This is a genomic window from Actinopolymorpha sp. B9G3, assembly GCF_040120725.1.
GTDB lineage: Bacteria > Actinomycetota > Actinomycetes > Propionibacteriales > Actinopolymorphaceae > Thermasporomyces.
On the sequence record NZ_JBEEAB010000016.1, the window covers coordinates 1 to 23032 of the forward strand.

18 protein-coding genes are annotated in these 23032 nt (G+C 69.8%); 12 read left to right on the plus strand and 6 right to left on the minus strand.

From position 1 onward, the window contains the following. The first annotated feature begins 411 nt into the window (after nt 1-411). The gene (locus tag ABNF93_RS24315; RefSeq protein ID WP_349330476.1) at nt 412-1107 is read left to right on the plus strand and encodes a class I SAM-dependent methyltransferase; all 696 of its coding nucleotides are present in this window, start codon (nt 412-414) and stop codon (nt 1105-1107) included. 40 nt (nt 1108-1147) lie between these two features. On the opposite strand, the gene ABNF93_RS24320 is transcribed toward ABNF93_RS24315, so the two are convergent. Together ABNF93_RS24320 and ABNF93_RS24325 are read right to left on the minus strand one after the other, a co-directional pair. Further along, nucleotides 1148-2932 carry an ABC transporter ATP-binding protein gene (locus tag ABNF93_RS24320; protein WP_349330477.1) on the minus strand — a complete coding sequence of 595 codons (1785 nt, stop codon included), beginning with the start codon at nt 2930-2932 and terminating at the stop codon, nt 1148-1150. Beyond that, nucleotides 2925-4763, minus strand: coding sequence for an ABC transporter ATP-binding protein (locus ABNF93_RS24325; RefSeq protein WP_349330478.1), 1839 nt, complete (start codon nt 4761-4763; stop codon nt 2925-2927). Before ABNF93_RS24325 ends, ABNF93_RS24320 begins: the two co-directional genes overlap by 8 nt. A 66-nt stretch (nt 4764-4829) precedes the next feature. Between ABNF93_RS24325 and ABNF93_RS24330 the strand changes: the two genes are divergently transcribed. The 3 genes from ABNF93_RS24330 (at nt 4830) to ABNF93_RS24340 (ending at nt 7387) form a co-directional block, all read left to right on the plus strand. Then, nucleotides 4830-5873, plus strand: a complete 1044-nt coding sequence (locus ABNF93_RS24330) for a helix-turn-helix transcriptional regulator (RefSeq protein WP_349330479.1) — start codon at nt 4830-4832, stop codon at nt 5871-5873. Between the two features lie 69 nt (nt 5874-5942). Continuing rightward, on the plus strand, nt 5943-6506 hold the full coding sequence (locus ABNF93_RS24335) for a P-loop nucleotide/nucleoside kinase family protein (RefSeq protein WP_349330480.1): 564 nt from the start codon (nt 5943-5945) through the stop codon (nt 6504-6506). 38 nt (nt 6507-6544) lie between these two features. Next, a complete protein-coding gene (locus tag ABNF93_RS24340) occupies nt 6545-7387 on the plus strand; it encodes a sugar phosphate isomerase/epimerase family protein (protein ID WP_349330481.1) in 843 nt (280 codons plus the stop codon). 34 nt (nt 7388-7421) lie between these two features. On the opposite strand, the gene ABNF93_RS24345 is transcribed toward ABNF93_RS24340, so the two are convergent. Both ABNF93_RS24345 and ABNF93_RS24350 read right to left on the minus strand, forming a co-directional pair. Then, on the minus strand, nt 7422-8435 hold the full coding sequence (locus ABNF93_RS24345) for a hypothetical protein (RefSeq protein WP_349330482.1): 1014 nt from the start codon (nt 8433-8435) through the stop codon (nt 7422-7424). Between the two features lie 53 nt (nt 8436-8488). After that, nucleotides 8489-8965, minus strand: a complete 477-nt coding sequence (locus ABNF93_RS24350) for a nitroreductase family deazaflavin-dependent oxidoreductase (protein ID WP_349330483.1) — start codon at nt 8963-8965, stop codon at nt 8489-8491. Between the two features lie 196 nt (nt 8966-9161). On the opposite strand from ABNF93_RS24350, the gene ABNF93_RS24355 reads away from it, so the two are divergent. From ABNF93_RS24355 to ABNF93_RS24365, 3 genes are all read left to right on the plus strand, one after another. Then, complete coding sequence (locus ABNF93_RS24355) at nt 9162-9542, plus strand: YciI family protein (RefSeq protein WP_349330484.1); 381 nt, start codon at nt 9162-9164, stop codon at nt 9540-9542. Between the two features lie 276 nt (nt 9543-9818). Further along, nucleotides 9819-10973 (plus strand): phosphotransferase, encoded by a 1155-nt coding sequence (locus ABNF93_RS24360; RefSeq protein WP_349330485.1) that lies wholly within the window; start codon nt 9819-9821, stop codon nt 10971-10973. Nucleotides 10974-11132: 159 nt separating this feature from the next. Continuing rightward, nucleotides 11133-11657, plus strand: a complete 525-nt coding sequence (locus tag ABNF93_RS24365; RefSeq protein WP_349330486.1) for a Dps family protein — start codon at nt 11133-11135, stop codon at nt 11655-11657. Nucleotides 11658-11711: 54 nt separating this feature from the next. Here ABNF93_RS24365 and ABNF93_RS24370 read toward each other — a convergent pair whose 3' ends face one another. Beyond that, a complete protein-coding gene (locus ABNF93_RS24370; RefSeq protein WP_349330487.1) occupies nt 11712-12758 on the minus strand; it encodes a glucose 1-dehydrogenase in 1047 nt (348 codons plus the stop codon). Nucleotides 12759-13340: 582 nt separating this feature from the next. Between ABNF93_RS24370 and ABNF93_RS24375 the strand changes: the two genes are divergently transcribed. Next, complete coding sequence (locus ABNF93_RS24375) at nt 13341-14300, plus strand: ATP-dependent DNA ligase (RefSeq protein WP_349330488.1); 960 nt, start codon at nt 13341-13343, stop codon at nt 14298-14300. On the opposite strand, the gene ABNF93_RS24380 is transcribed toward ABNF93_RS24375, so the two are convergent. Continuing rightward, a complete protein-coding gene (locus ABNF93_RS24380) occupies nt 14207-15004 on the minus strand; it encodes a hypothetical protein (protein ID WP_349330489.1) in 798 nt (265 codons plus the stop codon). The two genes, ABNF93_RS24375 and ABNF93_RS24380, sit on opposite strands and share 94 nt — an antisense overlap. A 298-nt stretch (nt 15005-15302) precedes the next feature. Between ABNF93_RS24380 and ABNF93_RS24385 the strand changes: the two genes are divergently transcribed. From ABNF93_RS24385 to ABNF93_RS24400, 4 genes are read left to right on the plus strand one after another with little or no spacing between them, the layout of a single operon-like run. Next, entirely contained in the window at nt 15303-16022 is a 720-nt protein-coding gene (locus ABNF93_RS24385; protein ID WP_349330490.1) for an ATP-binding cassette domain-containing protein, read from the plus strand. 9 nt (nt 16023-16031) lie between these two features. After that, the gene (locus ABNF93_RS24390; protein WP_349330491.1) at nt 16032-19109 is read left to right on the plus strand and encodes a hypothetical protein; all 3078 of its coding nucleotides are present in this window, start codon (nt 16032-16034) and stop codon (nt 19107-19109) included. After that, nucleotides 19106-22135, plus strand: a complete 3030-nt coding sequence (locus ABNF93_RS24395; RefSeq protein WP_349330492.1) for a hypothetical protein — start codon at nt 19106-19108, stop codon at nt 22133-22135. Before ABNF93_RS24390 ends, ABNF93_RS24395 begins: the two co-directional genes overlap by 4 nt. Beyond that, entirely contained in the window at nt 22135-22965 is an 831-nt protein-coding gene (locus ABNF93_RS24400; RefSeq protein ID WP_349330493.1) for an ABC transporter ATP-binding protein, read from the plus strand. Before ABNF93_RS24395 ends, ABNF93_RS24400 begins: the two co-directional genes overlap by 1 nt. Nucleotides 22966-23032: the final 67 nt, after the last annotated feature.

Below are 23032 nucleotides of genomic sequence, written 5' to 3' on the forward strand. Positions count from 1 at the left end.
CAGAAGCCAGATCAGCCCGCAACGTCTTCACCGCAACCGTCCGACCAAGACGCCGATCAATACCGATACGCACCTCGGCCATACCCCCGTGACCGAGCACCTCGCCAAGGTCATACCGACCGCCGAGTCGGGGTAAGCCGGTCTGCTCGGCAACCGGTGTGCCGTGGTTCTCAGCCCGGTGACTGGGGGACATGGTTACCGTCCGATCGTCTGCCGCCACTGTGTGTGGCCTGGGCGCCGCCACTGTCGCTGTGCATCCCCGCCAATAGCGGTGCAAGCATACGCAGCCTGTGCCCGTCCGCCGAGACGGGCAGAAGCCCGCCGGGGTCTTCGCTCAGGAAGGGTCCGCACCAGCCACCGGTGGTCCGCCTGCTCGGATCGTGGTCGGTGGCGGACAGTACCGTCCGCGGCATGACTGAGCCGTCCTATCTCCGGGCCACCCGGGCCGCCTATGACACCGTCGCCGTCGACTACGCCGAGCTCCTCGAGGTCGAACTTGGCGAGAAGCCGCTGGATCGGGCGTTCCTGGCCGCGTTCGCCGAACTCGTGCAGGCCGGCGGCGCCGGTGCGGCGGGCGCAGCGGGCGCGGCGGGGGCGGGCGCGGCTCCGGTCGCCGATCTCGGGTGCGGACCCGGCCGGGTGACGGCGTATCTGGACGGTCTCGGCCTGCGCGTGTTCGGCGTGGACCTGTCGCCGGCGATGATCGAGGTGGCCCGGCAGGCGCACCCCCACCTGCGCTTCGACGAAGGCTCGCTGGCCGATCTGGACGTGGCCGACGGCGTGCTCGGCGGCATCGTCGCGTGGTACTCCATCATCCACACGCCACCGGAGGACCTGCCGCGGATCTTCGCGGAGTTCCACCGGGTCCTCCGTGTGGACGGCCAGGTGTTGCTCGCCTTCCAGGCCGGTGACGAGCGGGTACGCCTCGAGCATGCCTATGGCCACGCGATCGAGCTCGACGCCTACCGCTTGGCGCCCGACCGGATCGCCGCGTTGTTGGCCGCGGCCGGGTTCGTCGTGTACGCACGGACGCTCCGCGAGCCTTCCGGGCCTGAGAAGTCCCAGCAGGCCTACCTCATGGCCCGCAAGCAAGGGACGACGGCGTGACGCTCCGCCGCCGGGCGCGCCAGGACTCGCACTCAGTCGCTCAGCGGTAGGCCCGCGCCTGCAGCTCGAACAGCTCCGCGTACCGGCCGCCGGCCTTCGCCAGCTCCTCGTGCGTACCGGCTTCCAGGATCCGGCCGTGGTCGAGGACCACGATCCGATCGGCCATGCGTACGGTCGAGAATCGGTGGGACACCAGCACGGTGATCCCGCCGGTCGCCGCCGACGCCGCCTTCGAGGCCGTTGCGAACCGGTCGAACAACGCGTGTTCGGCTTCGGGATCCAGCGCGGCCGTTGGCTCGTCCAGTAGCACCAGCAGTGGCCGCTCACGCATGAACGCCCGCGCCAGTGCCACCCGCTGCCACTGCCCGCCTGAGAGGTCGATGCCACCGGCGAAGCGGCTGCCGAGCTGGGTCCGCACGCCGCTGGGCAGCGACTCGACCACGGTCCGGGCGTCGGCGCGGTCCAGTGCCGCCCGCACCGCGGCGAGGTCGTCGATCCGGTCGACGTCGCCGATCCCGACCGCCTCACCGGCGAGGAACTCGAACTTCACGAAGTCCTGGAACCCCGCCGAGATCCGTTGCCGCCACCGGGTCGGATCGATGCTCCGCAGGTCGGCGCCGTCCACCAGCACGGCGCCCTCGGTCGGGTCGTACATCCTGGCCAGCAGCTTGACCAGCGTCGTCTTGCCCGCCCCGTTGTCACCGACGAGGGCCACGGTCGAACCGGCGGCCAACGACAGGGAGATCCCGGAAACCGCGGGACTGCCGGCGCCGGGATAGGAAAAGCCGACCGACCGGAGCTCGATGCCGGACCGCAGCCGGGCCGGCGCCGGACCCGACGCGTCCCCCCAGGCGTGTTCGTCGGCGTAGCGCCGGATCCAGTCGTACCGGATGAACGTGCGGAGAATGTCGGCGAGCCATGCGGAGTGCCCGGCGATCCCGCCGGTCAGCTGGTCGATCTGTGGCGCGACCAGAATCACGAGCGCGACGTCTCCGGCGGTCAACTGGCCCTTGCGTGCCTGCGAGATCACCCACAGGACGGCAAGGGCGTAGGCGACGCCGAAGCCGATGCGGGCTGACGCGTCCACCATCCCGCCACGGACCGCCGCACGGGTCTCGAGTGCGCCCCGGTGTTCCTGCAGCCGCGTGAGCCGGTCGACCAGGACGGTACGCAGACCGAAGACGCGCAGCTCGAGGGCATGCCTCGGGTCTTTGACGACGTCGATCAGCCGACTGACCACCCTGCCCTGCGGCATGCCCGCCTCGTGTGCGCTGGTGTTCCACCGCGTGCTCACGTAGGCGGCCCAGACCCGGCCGACGCCCAGCAGGGGCAGGAGCAGCAACGCCGGGTGAATGCTACCGAGCAGCACCAGAACGGCGATGGTGTTGGCCATCGTGGCGGCCATGTACATCAGGATCTGGAAGCTGAAGCCAAGGTTCCAGGAGTGCTCGCGGACGTACTCGATCCGGTTCGCGACGGTGGGATCTTCGTGGTGCCTGATGCCGGGAACCGACGTCGTAGTGCGCAGGAGGTCCTGGAACACTCGCCCGAAGACCTTCTCGTCGGTGGTGTCCTTCACCTGGCCGGTGACCACGGACGCGACGAACAGCACGCCGAACCCGGCGAGAAGGACGCCGATGCCCCACGCTATCGCCGAGCTGGACTCTGCCGTCAGGCCGTCCACCAGGAGCTTCACGCCGTACACCTGAACCGGCGCGGCCACCGACTCGGCGACTGAAGCAAGGCACTGCACCAGGACAAGAAGCGGCGCGGCACCGAACGCCGTCGTCAGACACAGCCGGAACGCCCGGAAGGCCTCAGACATCGCCCACTCCGGACAGGTACCGCTCGGCCTGCAGCCGGAACATCTGTGCGTACCGGCCGTCGGCGGCGATGAGTTCGTCGTGGCTGCCGGACTCGGCGATCCGCCCGCCATCCAGCACGCAGATCCGGTGCGCATCTCGTACGACGGAGAACCGGTGGGAGATGATCAGCGACGTCACTCCCGTCGTGAGGTCGAGGTAGCGCTCGACCAGCGCGGCCTCGGCGCGCACATCCAACGCCGCGGCCGGCTCGTCCAGGACCAGGACCGACGCACCAGCGGCGACCGCGAACAACGCACGCGCCAATGCGACCCGCTGCCACTCGCCGCCGGACAGGTCGACCCCGCCGTCGTGGGTCTTGTCGAGGATCGTGTCCCAGCCGCCCGCGAGTTGCTCGATCGGTTCGGTGATACCGGCCTGCGCCGCGACCCGATGCAGGGTCCGGATGTCGCGGGCGTGTTCCACGGCACCGAGCACGACGTTGTCGCGTGCCGACAGCGGGAAGCGGCAGAAGTCCTGGACGATTGTGGCCACCTGTCGCTGCCAGGCGGAGATCTCCAGCTCGCGCAGGTCGATACCGTCCACCGTGATCCGGCCGACTGTCGGTTCGTACACGCCGGCGAGAAGTTTGACCAACGTCGATTTGCCGGCGCCGTTGACCCCCACCAGTGCCACTGCCTGGCCGGCAGGCAGCTCGAAGTCCAGGTCGTGGAGCACGTCCAGATCCGTGCTGGGATAGCGGAAACAGACGTTCTCGAAGCGGATGCTGTGCCGCGGCAGGGACGCGATCGCCGGGGTCGTCGGCGCCGGCGGGGCGGGCTGCGTCGCGCGGATCGTACGTACGGGATGCCGGCTGGCGATCAGTCCGGGCAGGTCGCGCAAAGCGCGAAAGGCGGCGGCGGACCGTTTGGCCTGGATGGCGGCCCACCCGTTGTGGGACGTCCCCACCGCGAGGATCGCGGGCACGACGGTGGCGACCTCGGTCAGTGGCAGCTGCCCGGCCAGTACGGCCCGCCCCACCAGGAGGATCGCCATGGCGTGGACGCCAAGGTGCGCAAGGCTTACTGGAAGGGTCTTCCAGAGCCGGCGTCGGCGTGCCGTCCAGATCGGCGTCCAATTGGCGAGGAACGCGGTCGTGTGCCGCCCCACCAGCCACGGCCCCAGCCCGAAGACCCGGAGCTCCTTGGGCGCATCCCTCATCCCGAGGTCGAAGACGTAGTCGGCCTTGCGGGCGTTTTCGGTGTAGCCGAACATCGAGTCGAGTTCCGTACTGACCAGGCGACCTTGGTGCCACTCCATGAAGAATGTTGCCGCCGCCAACCCCGCCGCGACCCACCACGAGAACGTCAGCCCCACCAGCCCGGCGCTCCCCAGCAGGAGCAACCGACTCGCCACCAGATCCGGCAGCGTCTCCAGCCCGGTGCGTACCTGGAAGCCGAAATGATCGTTGTCCCCACTCGCCCGTGCGGCCTGGTCCAGGACGACGGGATCCTCGAGGTGGGCCATCCCGCTGGGACCGAGCAACGGGTCGGTGAGCCTGACCGTGACGTCCCGCCGGACGTGGTTGACCATCGCCTGGCGGGCGGGATGCCGGAACGCCGGCAGGACGCTCACGACCACGAAGACGAGCAGAAGGCAGGTCAACCACGCGGCGAAGACGGGCAACGACATGGCACCTGGCCGGTCAGCGACCACCGAAGGAACGGCGCCCACCACCTGCCCGACGAGCAACGTCATCGCGACCCCGAGTGCTGCCGAGAGGACCGCGAGCCCGAACGCGAGCAGCGTCGGCGTACGGCCGACCCGGTAGGCGTAACCGATCAGTGTGAGCATCGGCGGCACGATACGGAGGAAAACCGGCCACCCCTGCGTCCTGTTTCCTCGCTATCTTGTGCTTTCATGCGTGCCGACCGCCTGGTGGCCATCGTCCTGCTCCTCCAGGCTCACGGACAGCTGACCGCCCCTGCGTTGGCCAGCCGGCTCGAGGTGTCCGAACGAACGATCCGTCGTGACCTCGACGCTCTGCTCCTCTCCGGGCTGCCGTTGTACTCACAGCGCGGCCGGGGTGGCGGGTGGGCACTGACGGACGGCTACCAGGTCAACCTCTCGGGCCTGACCGCCGACGAGGCCCAGGCGCTCTTCCTCGCGACCGGTCCCGAACTCCTCGCGGGTCTCGGGATCGAACAGGGCGTGTCCTCGGCCCTGCGCAAGCTGCTCGCCGCTCTGCCCAAGGAGACAAGGAGCCACGCCACGAAGGCGCACCGAGCTGTCCACGTCGACCCGACCCGGTGGGGTCAGCTCGCCGAGGAGACGCCGAGAATGCTGGCGAGCCTTCGCGCCGCCGTCGTCGCCGGCCTTCAGGTGGACCTGACCTATGCCAAACCAGGGCGCGAGGCGTCCGTACGCCGGGTCCATCCGTACGGGTTGGTCTCGAAGAGCGGTGTGTGGTACCTCCTCGCCGGCACGGAAGCCGGCCCGAGGACGTTCCGAGCTTCCCGGGTGGCCGACGTCGCCGCCACTGCCGAGCCGGTCGAACGCCCGGACGACTTCGACCTGGCTCGCGCCTGGGAAGAGGTCAACCACGAGTTGCCCCACTGGCCCGACCAGATCAGTGTGGAGTTCTCCGTCGAAGCGGACGCCGTACCCGAGGTGACCGGGGTCCTCGGCCCCTGGAACAAGGTTCAGGCACTCGACCCCGGCGAGAACGGGTCAGCTGGGCCGCGGCGGTTCCGTGCCCGCTTCCCGTCCGTCGGCGATGCCGCCTTCGAGCTGATCTACTTCGGCGAGGCGGTCCGGGTCCTCGCTCCAGCGTCCGTACGACACGAGCTGGCGCGGATCGGGCGCAACCTCGTGAGCGCCTACGCACTACCGCCTGTTCGGGATCGTTCCGTCGGGATCGGCGGCGGCGCCCAGCAGCCGGCGTACGCCGTCCCTGACGTGTGAGTGACTGCCTTGGTGCGGCGCCTGCGGTGCGTCGCTGGCCGATGCGTTGGAGAGGGGAGAGGGGTCGCAGTGCCGTTGCCGACGCTGGTCGTGGTGAGTGGGCCGCCAGGTGGATTCGGGAAGACCACGCTGGCGCACGAGATCGCCCGCGCGGTGGGTTGCCCGGCGATCTGTCGCGACGAGATCAAGGAAGGCATGGTGCATGCCAATCCCGGCTTCGTGCCTGGTCCCGGTGACCCGCTGACGGAGCGGGTGTTTCCGTTGTTCTTCGACGTTCTCGCGATGCTGGTGGGTGCCGGTGTGAGTGTGGTCGCCGAAGCGGCCTTCCAGGGCCCGGTATGGCGCCCTGGCCTCGAACGACTGGCGAGGCTCGCGGACCTCAGAGTTCTCCAGTGCATCGTCGATCCGGACATCGCCCACGCGAGGAACATGCAACGTGCGAAGGAGAATCCGCTCCGCCGCGCTGCCCATGGAATGAGATCGGCGCAGCGGTCGGGGGAGCCCAGGCCGTATGCGTACGACCCGATCTCGATGGACGCACCCGTGCTCCACGTCGACACGACCAACGGATACCGGCCCGCCCTGCCCGACATCGTCGCCTTCGCCGGTGGCCGACACCACGTGCCAGGATGATCGGACGTACGCGGAAATCTCGAGGAGGTCCCGACCCCGTGAACAGTGGCGTGACGGACGTACGACCGCGGCCAGCCGTTGTTCCCGGCCTTGTGTCGGTGACGTTCCGCCAGCTCGCGCCGGCCAGGGTCGTCGAGCTAGCTGCCGACGCCGGGCTGCGGGCGGTCGAGTGGGGTGGCGATGTCCACGTACCCGTGGGAAACCTGCGGGCCGCTGAGCACGTACGAGGACTGTGCGCCGGCCACGACTTGGCTGTGGCGAGTTACGGCTCGTACTTCCGGCCGGGTTCCGACGCTGCCGCCGACTTCGTACCCGTCGTCGAGACCGCCGTCGCACTTGGCGCACCCTCGGTAAGGGTGTGGGCCGGGCGGCTCGGTTCGGGGGAGGCAACTGAACGCCAGCGTGCGGACGTCGTCGACGGGCTGGCGAAAGCAGTCGTGCAGGCGGCCGAGCATGACCTGAAGGTCGCGCTGGAGTTCCATCCGGGCACCCTGACCGACACGGTCGACTCGACGCTCGCGTTGCTCGACGAGGTGCGTGTGCTGCTGGGTACGTCTGGCCCGGCAGCGTGGACCTACTGGCAGCCGGGACGTGGTACGCCGACGCCGGCCCAGGCACGCGACGAAGTGCGCGCGCTCGGCCGCCATCTCATGACGGCCCACGTCTTCTCCTGGAGCGCCGACGGTGCCCGGCTGCCACTCGCGGACCGCGCGGACCTGTGGCAGGGCGTACTCGCCGATCTGCGGGGCGAGCAGGGGGCCGAGCCGCGGGCTGACGGCGATGCGGTGACCCGCTTCGCCCTGCTGGAGTTCGTACGCGATGACGACCCAGGAGCGTTCCGGCAGGATGCGGCGAGCCTGCTCGACTGGCTTGACGGTTAGTCAGAGGCCAAGCGGGCCATCCCCGGCATGCTCATTACCGCAGGTGTGAGAGCAGCTCCGTGAGCGCGGCGATCGAGTCCTGCGGGATAGCGCCGTCCTCGGCCCGCATCCAGGCATGCTGCGCGGACGGGAACCGGCCACGGTAGAGCTGCGCAAAGGCGAGAACGTTGTCCCGGGCGTTCTGCGCCGGCGTAACCTCCTCGCCGACCAGGCGGCGCGCGGAGTACGACAGCGCGATCCGGTCCTGGAGCCATTCGGGTACGGCGTCGACCATGGCGGAGACGCACTGAGGGTGCGCGTGCGCTGCCGTCATGAGGCGAGCGGCAAGCTCGGGATCACCGTGCCGTCGCGCCCGCGCTTCGAAGAGCGTCCAGTACCGTCCGAGCGAACCGGCCCGTCGACCCCAGCGTTCGGTGGCGACCTCGGCCAGAGCGCCCCCGGCCTTTCGGAGACTGATCCAGGCGCCCGCGGTGTCGCCGCTGTGCACCAACCGCTCGGTGTCCCGGAGTAGTTGCTCGGCCAGGTCGCACCAGGACTCCCGGCGCCTCGCGACCACACCGGTGTCGAAGCGGTGCCGAGACGACCAGTCCAGGAAGACCGCCGCCACGTCGTGTGGGTCGTGGATCGCGACACCGCCGTAGATCTTGTCGATGCCGTGCAGCCAGCGCGGGTCGTCCATGCGTTCCACCGTGGCGGGGAGACCACCCGAAGCCGTCTGCCGTACCTCGGCCTCGTCGAAGGTCAGCCGCCCGGCGTCGACCGCGGTGTAGATCCCGCTGCTGCCCCACATCTCACTCAGCTGGTACGCCGCCCGGTCGACGTCGGCGGCTGCCTCCCGCACGTCGCGTCCGGAGCACAGGGCCATGAGGTCGATGTCGGACATGGGCCAGTGCTGGCCGCGGCCGACGCTTCCGCCCAGGACGAGTCCGGTGACGCCGGGAACCGCGGCCAGTGCCTCGACCGCCTCCGCGCATCGACTGGCCAGCCGCTCCTTCCACCCGAGCAGGCGGGGATCGACATGCTGCGCTGGTTCGTAAATCTGCGGCACGAGGCAAGCCTCCTACACGGGCACGAGCAGGAACGACCGCAGCAGGATACGTGTCAGTGGGCGGCTCGCCGGAGCTTGAACACCGGGTGGTGGCCTGCCTCTGCCTCCCAGTCCGCGAGGGGAGCATCGGGTGAGGTGGAGAAGTACGGCGCGAACGCCTTGCGCAGCATGGGGCTCGCGTTGGCCACGGCGTCGCGGAGGAGGGGTGCTCCCTCCGCCGGCGTCAGCTCGTGGGCGGTCACGTCGAAGGTGCTCCCTCGCCAGGTGAGGGTGGCAGAGCCTGCGGCGCGGAGGTTCTTCACCCAGTCCACCACTCCGTAGGGCGCCATCAACCGCCAACCCTCGCCTTCGCCGTCGTTGTCGGGGAGCAGAGCGATGGGAGTGGTACGAGGCAGTCCGCTCTTGCGGCCCGGGACCGTGAGCAGGGCCGTGGGAACACCGGACCCGCGGACGGGTAGGCCGAGCTTGATGAGGATCGTCATGACTCGGTTGGCGATTCGCAGACCCGTCGAGTGGTGGTAGGTACGCACAGTCTCCTCCGAACGATGATCGCACAGTGGTTCGCAACCCAGATAATACGAGATTCATAGTACAGCTCTCGCGGATGCTCCTGAGCAGGCGGGGGCGCCCACCGAGAGATCAGGACGCCCGAATGTCGATCCGGGCGGGCGCCGATCGTGTAGACGATGAGAGCCGGGCCGAACAACGCCGGCAGGAACCACACCCATGGAGGCGTACGAGATGAAGCACTATCTGCTCAGCATCCAACAGCCCGACGGAGCCGGCCCGCCGCCGCCGGAGTTCCTCGAGCCGATCATGCGCGACGTGGACGCCTTCAACGCAGAGCTCAGGGCCGCCGGTGCCTGGGTCTTCGCCGGCGGGCTACACGAACCGAGCACCGCCACCGTCGTACGGGTGAAGGATGGGGACCTGCTGACCTCCGACGGACCGTACGTCGAAGGCAAGGAGCACGTCGGCGGGCTCTCCATCGTGAAGGCGGCCGATCTCGACGCCGCCCTCGAGTGGGGTCGCAAGCTTGCCGCGGCGACCACGCTCCCGGTGGAGGTACGCCCGTTCCAGGGCGAGACCGGCGACCACCTGGCGTAGGCAATCGGGTCGCGTCGGACCCCGGCGTTCTGCGACAACGCCGTCTACGTCGAACCGAACGTCTGGATCCACCACGACCTCGGCGCAGCGTGATCGTTCGCTCGGGCCGAGCCTTGACTGTCGGGCGTCGCCGGTTAAAGTGGCGCCAGCGCGCTGGGGTCGCGCCGAGACTCGCCGGAAGGCTTGAAGCCACCTCGCTGCGCTTGGGTTTGAGCGGCAGACACCCGAAGCTCTGAATCGTCCGTGCGGGTCCGGGCGAAGAGCGAGGTGTTTTTCATGAGGACGCTCCCCGACAACCCCAGCCTCGACCACCTTCGTCGACAGGCCAAGGACCTTCTCGGCGGGCTGCGGGAGTCTGAGCCGGGAACATCCCTGTCGGATGCACAGTCGGCGTTGGCCAAGCAGTACGGGTTCCGCACCTGGACCGACCTCAAAGCAGAGGTCGACCGGAACAGGGGCAAGGCAGACGTCGCCGACAAGACCCTGGCCGAAGCCGTGGCAGCGCGCTACGGGCTCGGCAAGGTGACCGCTCCGATGCGCTCTGTGGCCCGGCCCGACAACATCGGGCAGCGATGGTCGCTGGAGACCGAGCAGGGCCGCTGGACCGTTCGTACGATGGACAACTGGACCCCGATCACCGCTGCGGAGACCGACGTCGCCCTGCAGGAGGCGGCGGCCGCGGAGGGGATTCGGATCCCGGCGCCGGTACGCAGCCGGACCGGCGCGATCGTCGAGTCGGTCGGTGGGCACAGCTGGCGCGTCTACGAATGGGTCAACTCCGGTCCACCACTCGCATGGCCGGTGAGCTCGAAGGACGCGTACGCGGTGGGCGAGATCCTCGCCAAGGTCCACCGCCTCGCCATGCCCGTGGACCGCATCAGCCCGTGGCACGCCAGGTTCCTGTTCCGAGCGCAGTGGCCTGGACTGGTTGCGGCGGCACAGGCCAGGGGAGTCGACTGGGCGCCCCTCCTCGCCAAGGCCACACCGGCGATGGTCGAGTGGGAGACCATCGGTGCCGACGTCCCCGTGCCGGCACCGGTGATGTGCCACAACACGTTGGGCCCGGCCAAGGTGTGGCGCGGAGAGGGCGGTCGCCTCATCGTCGTCGACTGGGACTACGCCGGTGGACAGCCACCAAGCTGGGAGTTGTGCGACGCCCTGATGCATTTTGTGCACACTGCGTCCGGCCACCGCGCGATGATCGACGGCTACCGGGCACACGCGGGATCGCTCCCGCCCCTGAGCCTGGCCATGTTCCGCGGAGCGCTCAACAGCCTCGCGAACTACATCGCCGAGCAGGTCGAAACAGCACTGAACGCCCACGGTGGCGAGGATCAACGCCTGGCGGACCGCAGTGTCCGACATCTCCTTTCCGGGCGCCTGCCCTCTCCCGACAGGCTCGAACAGCGCCTCGCCGCGGCTCTCTCGTGATCGTGGCCCGTTGGCAGTTCAAGCCCGTGGCCGTTCGACCCGGGGCCGTGAGGTCCGGGGGCCGAACGGCCCACGGGTGATGGACCTCCGGACGGTCGGATTCCGACGTGACCAGAGATCTCCTTTTTGGTGGAGGCTGGGAACCGAGAGGAGTACGAAATGACCGAGAGCGGTGCCAAACCCACGAGCAGAGCCGAACCCGGTGCGCTCGACGTACCCACGGACCTCAGCCACGGAGGTGTCGTGGAAATCTCGGGAGAGCTCCGAAAGCTCCTCGCCGACGTCTTCGCGCTCTATGTCAAGACGAAGAACTTTCACTGGCATATGACCGGCCGGCACTTCCGTGACTATCACCTGCTGCTCGACGAGCAGGCGGAACAGATCTTCGCGATGTCGGATGACGTTGCCGAGAGGGCGCGCAAGATCGGCGGCACGACCATTCGTTCCGTCGGTGACATTGCCAGGAACCAACGTCTTGTGGACAACGACGTCGAATTCATGCCCCCGGACGAGATGATGCGGGAACTACGCGACGACAACCGGGCGCTGACGCACTACCTGCGGGCGACGCACGAGGTCTGTCAGAAGTTTGACGACGTGGCGACGGCCAGCCTGATCGAGACCTGGATCGACGAGACGGAACGACGCACCTGGTTCCTGGCCGAGGTCGTCACCGCGGTCTGAGGCTGGTTCCGGCGGCGCGGACCGTTCGTCGGCGGGTGATCATCCTGGCGGTGGTCAGCCGCTGAGGTCGACGACGACCTTCACGTCTCCGGCAGCCTTGTGAAGGGCGTCGGAGAATCCGTTCATCGGAACCCGGCGGGTGATGAAGCGTTCCAACCATCCCCGGTCGGCCTTGGCGAGTGCGTCGGCGGCCTGTTCGAAGTTGCGGCGGGCGGCGTTGACGGAACCGAAGAGCACGGTGTTCTCCAGCACCATCTCCTTGTTGACCTGGTCCAGCGCCACCCTGACCTCGCGGGTCCCTGCGGAGAGCCCAGTGAGGCAGATCACGGCATTGGGCGGAGCGACGTCGGGGAGATCGAATACCAGCGGTCCGTGACCGGTGCACTCGATGACGACATCTGGTTCGACGTCGATGTCCGTCACGCTGCCGGTGTGGAAGGTCGCACCGAGGCCGGCGACGAGTTGTGGTTTCGGTTCGGCGTCGTTGATGTCGAGCACGTGCACGTCAAGGCCGCGTTGTACCCCCAACAGAGCGGCCAGCAGTCCGATCGGGCCCGCGCCGGTGACCAGCGCAGCCTTGGGCCGCGACCAGGAGCGAGTGACGAAGCGGTCGGTCTGCTCCCAGGCCTTGGCCAGAACGGATGCCGGCTCGACGAGTACGCCAAGGTCCCGCAGGTCCGGGTCCACCTTGACCGCGTACTCCGGTTCGATACGCCACCGCTGCGAGCCGAATCCGTCGAGCTCCTTGATGCCACGCTCGGTGTACCGGCCGTTGCGGCAGAAGTCCATCTCGCCGTGCGCGCACGGCTCACACGGCACCGGGTCGGGCCGGCGCACGATGCCGACGACAAGATCGCCGGGCTCGAAACCGCTGTCTCCGGGTGCCTCCAGAACCTCCCCGAGGGACTCATGTCCCACCAGGAGGCGGTCCTTCCCGGGAGGCGGCCATCCGTATCCCTGTTCGACGATGTCGACGTCGCTGCCGCAGACTCCCAGCAGCCGGCCGTCGACCAGGATCGATCCCTGTGTGCCCGGCGGCTCGTCGACGTCGCTGACGCGTACCTCGTCGGGTTTGCCCGGAACAACCGTAATTGCTTTCATGATCTCCCCAGGGGCGTCAGCGGAAACGACCGTACGAAAGCATGTGCCGTCCCTTCTCTGATATCAGGGCGAGCTTTGTGTACGACCGGGCCATTCGAATTTCTTCGACCATGACCTTCGGCGGTACGCGCGCCGACGCGGGGCTCCCGGTGCCGGGCGGCGTCGGGCAGGCTTCATGAGACTTTTATGGCTGAGTAACCACCAGCAATTCAGTGGACAGTGGCGGCACAGAGGAGTACGTATGAGCGACGACCACATGGGGGGAGGCTCGATGGATCCGGTTGGGATGCTGGTCGTGATCGTGATTGTTGGCTACGTGTTGTCAATACTCCTTCATCCGTATGCAAAATGTGATCGCTGCAAGGGTTTGGGCCGCCACCCGGGCTCGTTGTTCACCTACTCACTGCGGCCATGCCACCGGTGCAATGGAACCGGCCAGAAACAGCGGATCGGTGCCGTTCTGCTCGGACGCGGGAAGCGGCGGAAGCCCACGTCGCGGATTCAGCCGCCGTCGCGCTACTCCTAGGACGCGTGCCCGCGGGTAGGTGTGCCGGTGTGCACATCCAGGGGCCAGTTCAGCCGATGTTGGCGAAGAGTGTCGATCGCCTACCGGCGCCGCGTACGGGAGGGTGGGTTTATGAGCCGAAGCTGGACGGATATCGCGCGCAGGCCCACATTGACGACAACGGTGTCGTGCACATTTATACGCGGCGTGGCGTACTCCTTGATCAGGTATTTCCCGAGTTGACGGGTGCGGTCGTCGCGGGTCTTCCACCGGGCACAGTCGTCGACGGAGAGATCGTGCGCTGGGTGGGTGGTCGGCTGGATTTCGACGCGCTGCAACGGCGTTACGCCCAACGCGCCAGGTCCAGGGATCTCGCGGTGACCGATCCGGTGCATCTCGTCGTGTTCGACGTCCTGGAGACCGCGGCGGACGGGGACCTTCGACGCCGGCCGTTGACGGTGCGCCGGAAGGTGCTGGAGCGGCTGCTCGCGCGGGTGCCTTCCGGCTCCCATCTGTCACTGGGCATGCAGACCGACGATCCGGAGTTGGCGCAGCTCTGGTACGACGAACTACCCGCCTCCGGAGTCGAGGGGTTGATCATCAAGCCCGCGGACAGCCGCTACTCCGAACGCCGCGAATGGTTGAAGTACAAGGCGCACAGGACCACCGAGGCGATCGTCGGCGGCGTGACCGGCAGTATCGAACACCCAGAGGCGCTGCTGTTGGGTCGGTACGCCACGGAGGCCGGCGAGTTGCGCTACGTCGGGCGGACGACCCCACTCAGCCCCTCCGCCGCCGCGACCCTGGCGTCGCTCCTCACCTTGGCGGGCCCTGATCATCCCTGGCCGGAGGCCATGACAGTGACGTGGCGGGCTGGCCCGGTGCGTTACGTTCGCGTCGAACCCACCGAGGTGGTGGAGATCCTGGTCGACGTCGCCACGGATCAGGGCGGCCGGTGGCGGCACGCGGTGCGGTTCCTGCGGATACGCCCAGACTTGCGGCCGGAGGATCTGACACCCATCGACGCCGAGGCTTGATCCGCCGACACTCGAAGGACCCCCTCGACTGGTCGAACGCGACCGTCGTGAGCGGCGACGCCCTCGACGTCGTAGCCCGGCTCAAGGAGGAGTCCAAGGTGCCGTTGTGCTCGCACTGCAGCCTGTCGGTGTCGTGGGTGGTCACTGACGCTTCCGCTCAGACCAGCGCAGGACGCGGAGGGCGCGCAGGGTGTTCCATCGGCTCGGCCTGCCCTGGCCGTCGTCCATCTCGAAGTGCACGTCGCCGGGATGGGTGTTCTCCAGCCGCCATCGGCCATCTGCTCGTCGGCGAGCCGGTCGACGATGGCGCCGATATCCTCACCGAAGTAGGCGCCGATGGCCACGGTCCTGCCGTTGATGCACGGCTCCACCTCGCCTGAGAAGAACGGCTGACCGGCATGCTCCCAGCGGCTGTTCTCGCGGACCAGGGCCACAGCGCGGCGGGCCTGGGCGGTGGCCGGGTCGAGGCCGAAGTGGTACAGGAGCATCAAGGTCCAGGCGGTGGAGGTCCAGACGGGAAAGAGCGTTCCTCCGCCCCACTGACCGTTCGGTGCCTGCAGGGCCAGCAGTCGAGCGCCCCAGCCCTCGCCCGCCACCCGAGCCCGTTCGGCACCGACGTCCGCCTCGGACGCACCGGTCAGGTCGCGCATGACCTGCCACCGGAGTGCCGGGTCGGAGTCGAGCAGCCAGTCCTCCACAGTCATGTTCGCCCTCCTCCAGCGACCGCGACCCTCGACGGTCTTCGACTGCGCACGCTACGACCTGTTCCGGACGCTCCACTTCCGGATTCGACACCCGTGGAAGGGCGCGTCGACAGGTCCACCGAGTGCCTGGTACCGACCACCCCGGTGGGTTATGCCGCACCGTGACCAGGTTGGTCAAGGCCCAGGTCAGAGGCGGTTTCGCGGGTCCGTACGCCCACGTCGGACCATCGCGGAGTCGACCTTGTCCAGGTATGCTCATCGCGCCTCAGCCAGGGGCACAACGGGACGGGAGGCCGCTGTGCGGACTGTGACGGTGGACCAGGTGTCTGTCAGCTACGGCAGCCGGCCGCCGGTCCTGCAGGACGTCACACTGACCGCGGAGCCCGGACGCGTGGTCGCGATCAGTGGCCGCTCCGGCGCCGGCAAGACGACGTTGCTCTCGACCATGGCGGGACTCCTGCAACCGGCGAAGGGCACAGTCGCGGTCGACGGCGAGTCCCTGCGTGACCGCGACCACGCGGTGGCGCTGCGCCTCGTCCTCGTCCCGCAGGGCAACGGCCTTGCTACATTCCTCACCGCGGGGGAGAACCTCGAAGTGGCGTTGCTCGCCAACGGGATCGAGCCCTCCGAGGCCCGCCGGCTCACCGCCGAGTCGCTGGAACGGCTGGGCCTCGCGGGCCAGCGTGACCAGCTGGTCGAGGAACTCTCCGGCGGCCAGCAGCAGCGCACCGCGATCGCCCGCGGCCTTGCGCTGCGCGGCGACGTCCTCCTGGCCGACGAGGTGACCAGCGAACTGGACGCGGTTTCCCGCCAGACCGTTCTGGATCTGCTGCGCGCGGAGGCCGAACGTGGGGCGGCGGTCGTGTTCGCCACGCACGACCCGGAGGCCGCCGCCGTCTGCGACGCCGAACTCCACCTGGTCGACGGAAGGGCCGAGTTGGTCAGGGCCGAGCTCGACCCGGCGGCCCTGTCCGTCGTACGCGAGCGACAACCCGTCAACCAGCCTGCGGCCAGGTAGGGCACCTGCATGTGGGTGGTGTTGGGCAATGTCCTCGCGGCTCGCCGCAGGCAGGCTGTCATCGTCGCGCTGGTGGCGTTGCTGGCCTGCGCCGCCCTGGCGGCCGCGCCGTCGTACGCCGTCAGAGCCACCCAGCAGGCTGGGGTGTCGGCGGTGAACGGCGCCACCGTCGAGGAGCGGCTGATCTCGGTCACCTGGCTCGCCGGGTGGCGCGGCAGCGGCGACACCACGTCCGCGGTGGCGATCGACGGGGCGCGTGAACAGTTCAGACCGTCCGGCTTCACGTCGGTCGTCGGTGGCTCCGTCTCCGGTGAGCTGCTCCCCGGTGCGTCGGAGAAAGAGCCCGCCGAGGTGCACCTCGCTGTGCGCGAGGACGTCTGCGAGCACCTCGTGGTGGCCGGGGACTGCCCGACCAGGAAGGGCGACGTGGCCCTTCCGTCGACCCTCGCGGGCGAGCTCGCGCTCGAGGTGGGCGACCGGCTGCAGATCGAGGCGACGAACGACAAGCCATTCTCCGCACGGGTCTCGGGTATCTACCGGGTGATCGACCCGGGCGAGCCGTACTGGGGCGACGGCGACCTCATCAGCGGGGGCTCGGACACGTCGAGCGACCGGGCGACCGTCTTCACCGTACGTACGACCCTGCAGGGGCAGGAGCGGGTCACCTACACCTACGACCTGCTCGCCTCTCCCCGGGCGTTCGCCACCATGGACATGGAGAAGCTGGCGACCAGGCTCGACACCGGGCTGTCGCAGCTGCGCGAGGAGGGCTACTCCGCGAGCACGATGGAGCTGGACGGGTTGATCGACCGGATCGCCCGGGACCGGCGCAACGTCACCGCGGGGGTCGGCGTCGGCATCATCGTGCTGCTGTTGCTGACCTGGTTCGCCCTCGCCGTCGTGGTCCGCGAGGGCGGTGTCCAGATCCGCGGCGACGTCGGCTGGTGGCGACTTCGGGGAGCGCCGTCCGGTCGCGGTTGGATGCTGGTGCTGGGCCAGAGTGTGGTTCCCCTGCTGGCCGGCGCCGTGGTCGGTGCCGCCGTCGGGCTCGGCGTCGGCCAGGTCATGGCCGGGACGCTGGAGGGTGGCGCCGGCGGCACAGCGTTCCTCCTCTCGCTCCTTCTCGTCGGTCTCACGCTCGCCGGTGGCCTCGTGGCGGTGGTCGCGGCGCAGGTCGGCACCCTCTTCACGCCGGTGCGGGACCTGTTGCGGCGGATTCCGATGCGCCGGCCGCGGTGGCGCCGCTCCGTGGTCGACCTGGTGCTGATCGGGCTCGCCGCGTACGGCGTCGTGCAGGCCCTGGTGATCCAGCGCGACGTCGAAGGGCTGCCGCTGCTGGCGCCCGCACTCGCCGCCCTCGGTATCGCTCTCATCACCGCCTGGGCGGTGCCGCCCCTTGCCACCTGGCTGGCCGTCCGCGCCCGCCAGTCGGGCCGGCTGGCGGGGACGCTGATCGCGGCGTTGATGGCGCGTCGGCCGGAGACCCACCGGCTCTTCGCGCTGGTCGTGGTCGCGGTCGCGCTGGTGACGACGGCCTTCGTGGGTTGGGATACGAGCGCACGTACGCAGTGGCAGCGGGCCGCCCTCGAGGTCGGCGCCGACCGGGTGGTCACCGTTGCCGCCGATGACGTGGTGGAGCTGATGGAGGGTGTCCGGGCGGTGGACCCGGACGGCACCCAGGCGATGGCGGTGGTCGACCAGCCGGGCATCAGTTACGACCCGTCGATCCTCGCGGTGGACAGCAGCCGGTTGGGGGTGGTCGCCGGCTGGCGCGATGGGTACGGCGGCGACGTCCACCAGGTCGCCGCCGCCCTGCGCCCGGCCGAGCCGAAGCCGGTCGTGATCAGGGCGGACCAGTTCGGGCTCAAGGCGGCGGCCACCCACCCTGGCGGGTCCACCGTCGTACATCTGCGGATCCGGCTGCGGGCGCTGAAGACCGGTGAGCCGGTCGACGCGGTTGTGGGCCCTTTGAGGGACAAGCCCGAGACCTACGCCACGGAGGTCCCCGCGTGTGCCTCAGGATGCCGGCTGGTCGGTGTCCAGATCCTCGGGCCGGAGCGACCTGACGCCATCAGCGCGCGCTCCGACGATGCCGCCGCGGTCGGTCATGGCCCGCCGCGCGGCGGTACGCAGGTCGAGCTGTATCCGACGCCCGCGGGCTCGACCGGCGCGGAGTCGGCGACGACGTTGGCGCGACTGCTGTCCGAACCGACCCGGTGGCGGCCCGCGGTGGGTCCCCGGGACCTCGGACCGGCCATTGCCGCAGGCGAGGACGCCCTGCGCCTCACCGTGTCGCAGCCTCCCAAGGGCGTGCCGGTCGACCGCTCCGACTGGGCGTACGTCGCGGACACTCCCGCCCCCCTGCCGGTGGTCGTCGCGGGCTGGCGGCCCGATTCGACCGCGGAGGTACGCCTTCCTCCGCTGCCAGGGGCGTCCGTGCCAACCGAGGTCGTCCGTACGGCGTCTCTCGTGCCGCGGCACGGCAAGGTCGGTGCGCTGGTCGACCTCACCTACGCGGATCGGCTGGTGCCGTTCCCGCTCGTCGGCGGCAGTACCTCGCAGGTGTGGCTGTCCGCGACCGCACCGGCCTCGATCGTGGACGACCTGCGCGAGGTGGGACTGACGCCCCTGCGCGAGGAGTCGTTGTCCGATCGACTGAGCCAGCTGCATGCCCAGGGCAACGCGGTCAGCGGCCGGTTCCAGGCCGCGGTGGCGGTGGTCGGGCTGTTGCTCGCCGCCGGCGTGGTGCTGGTCGACGCGTCCCGGGACCGTCCGGTGCGGGCGGCAGAACTCGCCGCGCTGCGGGCACAGGGTGTCAACCTTCGCATCGTCCGCGCCGTGGGCTATGGCGGTCTCGCGGCGGTGGTGGCCACGGCGATCGTGGTCGGCGTCCTCGCCGGGCTCGCCGGTGCCGCGATCGGCCGGATCCTGTCGCCCGGTTTCGTCGACGGATGGGACATCCTTCCCACCGTCTCCCTCCATCCGTATCCGGTCGTGGCTGCCGCGGGCGCCACGGCCGCGGTGCTCGGTGCGGTCGTGTTCGCCGCCGGCGCCGCACTGGTCCGCCGGACCCGGGAGCGCTCGTGATCGGCCTCGTGTTCACGCAGCTCGCCGCCCGATGGGGCCAGGCGCTGACGCTGTTCGTCCTGTCGATGGCGGCCACCGTCGCGGCCGTGAGCGTCCCGGCCTTCGCGGTGGCGATCGACCGGGCCGCGGTCGACAACGAACTCGCCACCGCCGAGAACATCGAGCTCGTCGTGTCGCTGACGCCGGTGTCGGTGAACTCCTCGGATTCCGACGACGGGGCCGCGACGGCCGCCTCGGAGGACCTTGCCGCCTACGCGGACGCGCGGTCGAAGCTGGCCGGGTTCACCCCCGTCACGACCGGCCAGATCCAGGTGCAGGGGCTCGAACCGGGCCAGCCGACCAATGAGGCATACAGCCTGCTCGCCAGGGACGGGTTCTGTCCGTACGTCACGTTCGCCGAGGGCCGCTGTCCGGTGGGCAACCGGGAGGCCGCCCTCCCCGCCGACCTCGCCCGCGAGTTCAAGCTCCACGCCGGCGACGGGGTCGTGCTCACACCGGTTCGGCGTACCCAGGACGGCCTGCAGCCGGACGGACCACCGGCCTCGATCACTCTCGTCGGGGTGTTCGAGCCGAAGGACGCCGCGGCACCGTACTGGGTCCTCCAGGACCCGCTGGGCAAACTGGACACCCCCAAGCTCTTCACCAACCGGACCACGCTCCAGACACTCGTCCACGGACACGAGACGATCTGGGTCGACTCGGTCCTGCCAGCCGACCGGCTCACCCCGGAACGCGTCCCGCAGATCCGCCGCCAGCTCGATGCCGTCGAGGAGCGGCTCATGCAGGAGGACCCGTTCAGCGCCGGGCCGCTCACCACCCTGCCGCGCCTGCTGGATCGCATCGAGGGTCACGGCGAGAACGCCCGGGCGCTGCTCCCCATCGCCGCGGCGCCGCTGATCGCCCTGTGCTGGTTCGTCATTCACCTCGCCGTCGGCCACGGCATCTGGGGCCGGCGGCTGGAGATCGGCGCGGTGGTGCTGCGCGGGGCGAAGTGGCCGACGCGGGCCGCCACCGTCTCCGCGGAGAGCCTGCTTCCGCTACTCGCCGGTGTACCCGCGGGTCTGGCGCTCACGCCGCCGCTTGTCTGGCTGATCGCGCCGGGTGGAGGCGAACCCGTCCCGATCGACCGCGCCCAGCTGCTGGCCGCCGGACTGGCCGCCGCCGGGACGCTCGCGGCCGGCCTGCTCGCCCTGCGGCGGGAACTGGCCGGCCCGATCGGGTCGCTGCTGCGGCAGGTCCCGCCACGCTCCCGGCGACTCGCGGTGGCGGCGGTGGAGGTCCTCGCCATCGCTCTCGGCATCGTGGTCGTGGTCGAGCTGCGCTCGCTCGACGGCAACCTGGTCGGCGTCATGGTCGCCGCACCCGTCCTGATCATCCTCGCGGTGGCGATGCTGGCGTCGCTGGCGGTCAAGCCGCTCCTCGACCTCGCCGGTCGATGGTCGCTGCGGCGGGGCCGGATCGGTCCCGCGGTCGCGGCGTTCTATCTCGCCAGGCGGCCGGCGGGATCCGTACGGCTGCTCGTCGTTCTCGTCCTCGTCTTCGGGACGCTCGGGTTCGCCGCCACCGCGACCGACGTGGCCGCACAGGGTCGGCTCGCCGAGGCCCAGCAACTCCTCGGCGCGGCGCGGGTGCTGGAGCTGCAGCAGGTCGGCCGGCAGGACTTCCTGCGGGCGGTCCGCGCGGCCGACCCGGAGGGTACCCACGCGATGGCCGTGGTGCCCGCCCGCAGCACCACCGACGACGACCCGCCCGTGGTGGCCGTCGACTCCACCCGGCTCGCTCGCGTGGCGCTGTGGTCCGAGCACTACGGCGCGGTGGATCCCGCGAAGATCGCGGCGTCGCTGCGCCCTCCCGCGCCGGATCCCACCATGGTCGGCGACGGCGACCTCACCGCCGACCTGCGGCCAGATCCGTTCACGAAGGACGAGTCCCTGACCGTCACGGTCCGTCTCCTGTCGCCGTCAGGTGACCGGGAAGTCGCCACGTTCGGGCCGGTGACCGCGGACCAACGGGAGTACACCGACGAGATCGCCGGCTGCGAGGACGGCTGCCGGCTCACCGGCGTCACCGCCACCACCAACGACGAGGACGTACGACGGTTCGGCGTCACGCTCGGGTCCCTACGCCAGGACGGCCGTGATGTCCTGACGTCCCAGCAGCTCGCCGACGACAGCCGGTGGCGTGCCCCGGAGGGAGCGCTCGTCACCGAGCAGCTCTGGGCCAACGGCGCGGCCGATGGTCTGCTCCTGTCCCAGCCCGACCCCTGGCCCGACACGGAGTACGAGCTGCTGGCCGTCGACGTGCCGTACCCGCTGCCCGCCGTCACCGCCGGCCAGCTGCCCGGCAAGCTCCTGACGAACGTCGACAACCAGCCGGTCAGGTTCGACGCCAAGGCGAACCTCGACGGTCTCCCCGGCGTCGGCACGACCGGCGCCCTCGTCGATCTGGAGTACGCCGAGCGCCTCGCACGGGATCCCGGGATGGCCGGGTACCCCCAGGTCTGGTTGACCGCGGACGCTCCTGCCTCGGTCGTCGACCGGCTCCGCGAGGAGGGCCTGGTCATCACCGGTGACCGGACGGTCGCCAGCATCCAGGCATCCATCGACAGGTCCGGGGCGGCGCTGGCGTTGCAGTCCTACCAGCTCGGTGCCGGCGTGACGGTACTGGTCGGGCTCGGCGCGCTGGCCCTGATCGTCGTGGTGGACCGGCGTACGTGGAGCCCGGGGATGCGCGCCCTGCGGGCGCAGGGGACGGCAGAACGGACGACGACCGGGGCGGCGCTGTGGTCGTACGGGGGCATCGTGGTGACCAGCGCGGTGACGGGCATGCTCGCCGCCGCCGGGGCATGGTTCGCCGCGGGTGAGCGGCTGCCCCTCGGTGTGGACGAGGCGCTGCTCACGGACTGGCCGCGATGGGCGCCTGTTGCGGTGGCGGAGCTGCTGGTCGTGGCCGTCCTCTTCGCCGGGGTAGCCGCCGGCGGCTGGTGGCAGCGGCACGTGATCAGACGACAGCAGGAGGTGGGCTGATGGGCCTGACGGTGGTGTGCCGGAGAGTGGTGCACATTTACCGGGTCGAGGGCTCGGACGTGGTGGCACTCTCCGGTGTCGACCTGTCGATCAGTTCGGGCGAGATGGTCGCGCTGGTCGGCCCCTCCGGGTCGGGCAAGTCCACCCTGATCTCGCTGCTGGCCGGGTTGATGCGGCCGGCGGCGGGCCGGATCGGCGTCGGCGGTTACGACATCGGCAAGCTGAGCGACGCGGAGCTGAACCGGCTGCGAGGTACCGAGATCGGCGTGGTGCTGCAGGGGGTCGGCCGCAACCTGCTGCCGTACGCAAGCCTGCACCGCAACATCTGGCTGGCGCAGCGACGGGCGGCTGGCACCCGCGGGATCGAGCTCGCGGAGGCCGACGAGATCCTCGACCTGGTGGGGCTCGCCGGTCTGGGCAAGGCGAAGCCGGCCGAGCTGACGGCCGGCCAGCAGCAGCGTGCGGCGTTGGCGGTGGGCATCGCCGCCGGACCGGGACTGCTGCTCGTCGACGAGCCGACCAGCCAACTCGACACGGCCGGCCGCGACGAGGTACTGGCCGCGCTGAAGGCGGTCAACGCCAAGCGGGACACGACCATCGTCGTCGTCACCCACGACCCGGAGGTCGGGTCCCAGCTCGGCCGGGTGGTGACCATCCGCGACGGCCGGGTCGGTGCGGAAGGACGCGACGGGCAGGACTTCGCGGTGGTCGCGGGCGACGGCACGGTCCAGTTGCCACCCGAGGTGCTCGGCGAGTTTCCGCCCGGCACGCTGTTCGTCGTGGACCATGACGACGACGGGTCGGTACGCCTGCAGTCCGAGCCCCAGTAGCCGTTCGTTCCAGCGTCCATCCGTTCGCTGGTTCCCGCCGCTGGGCCGGCTAATCCGGTGGCCTCTC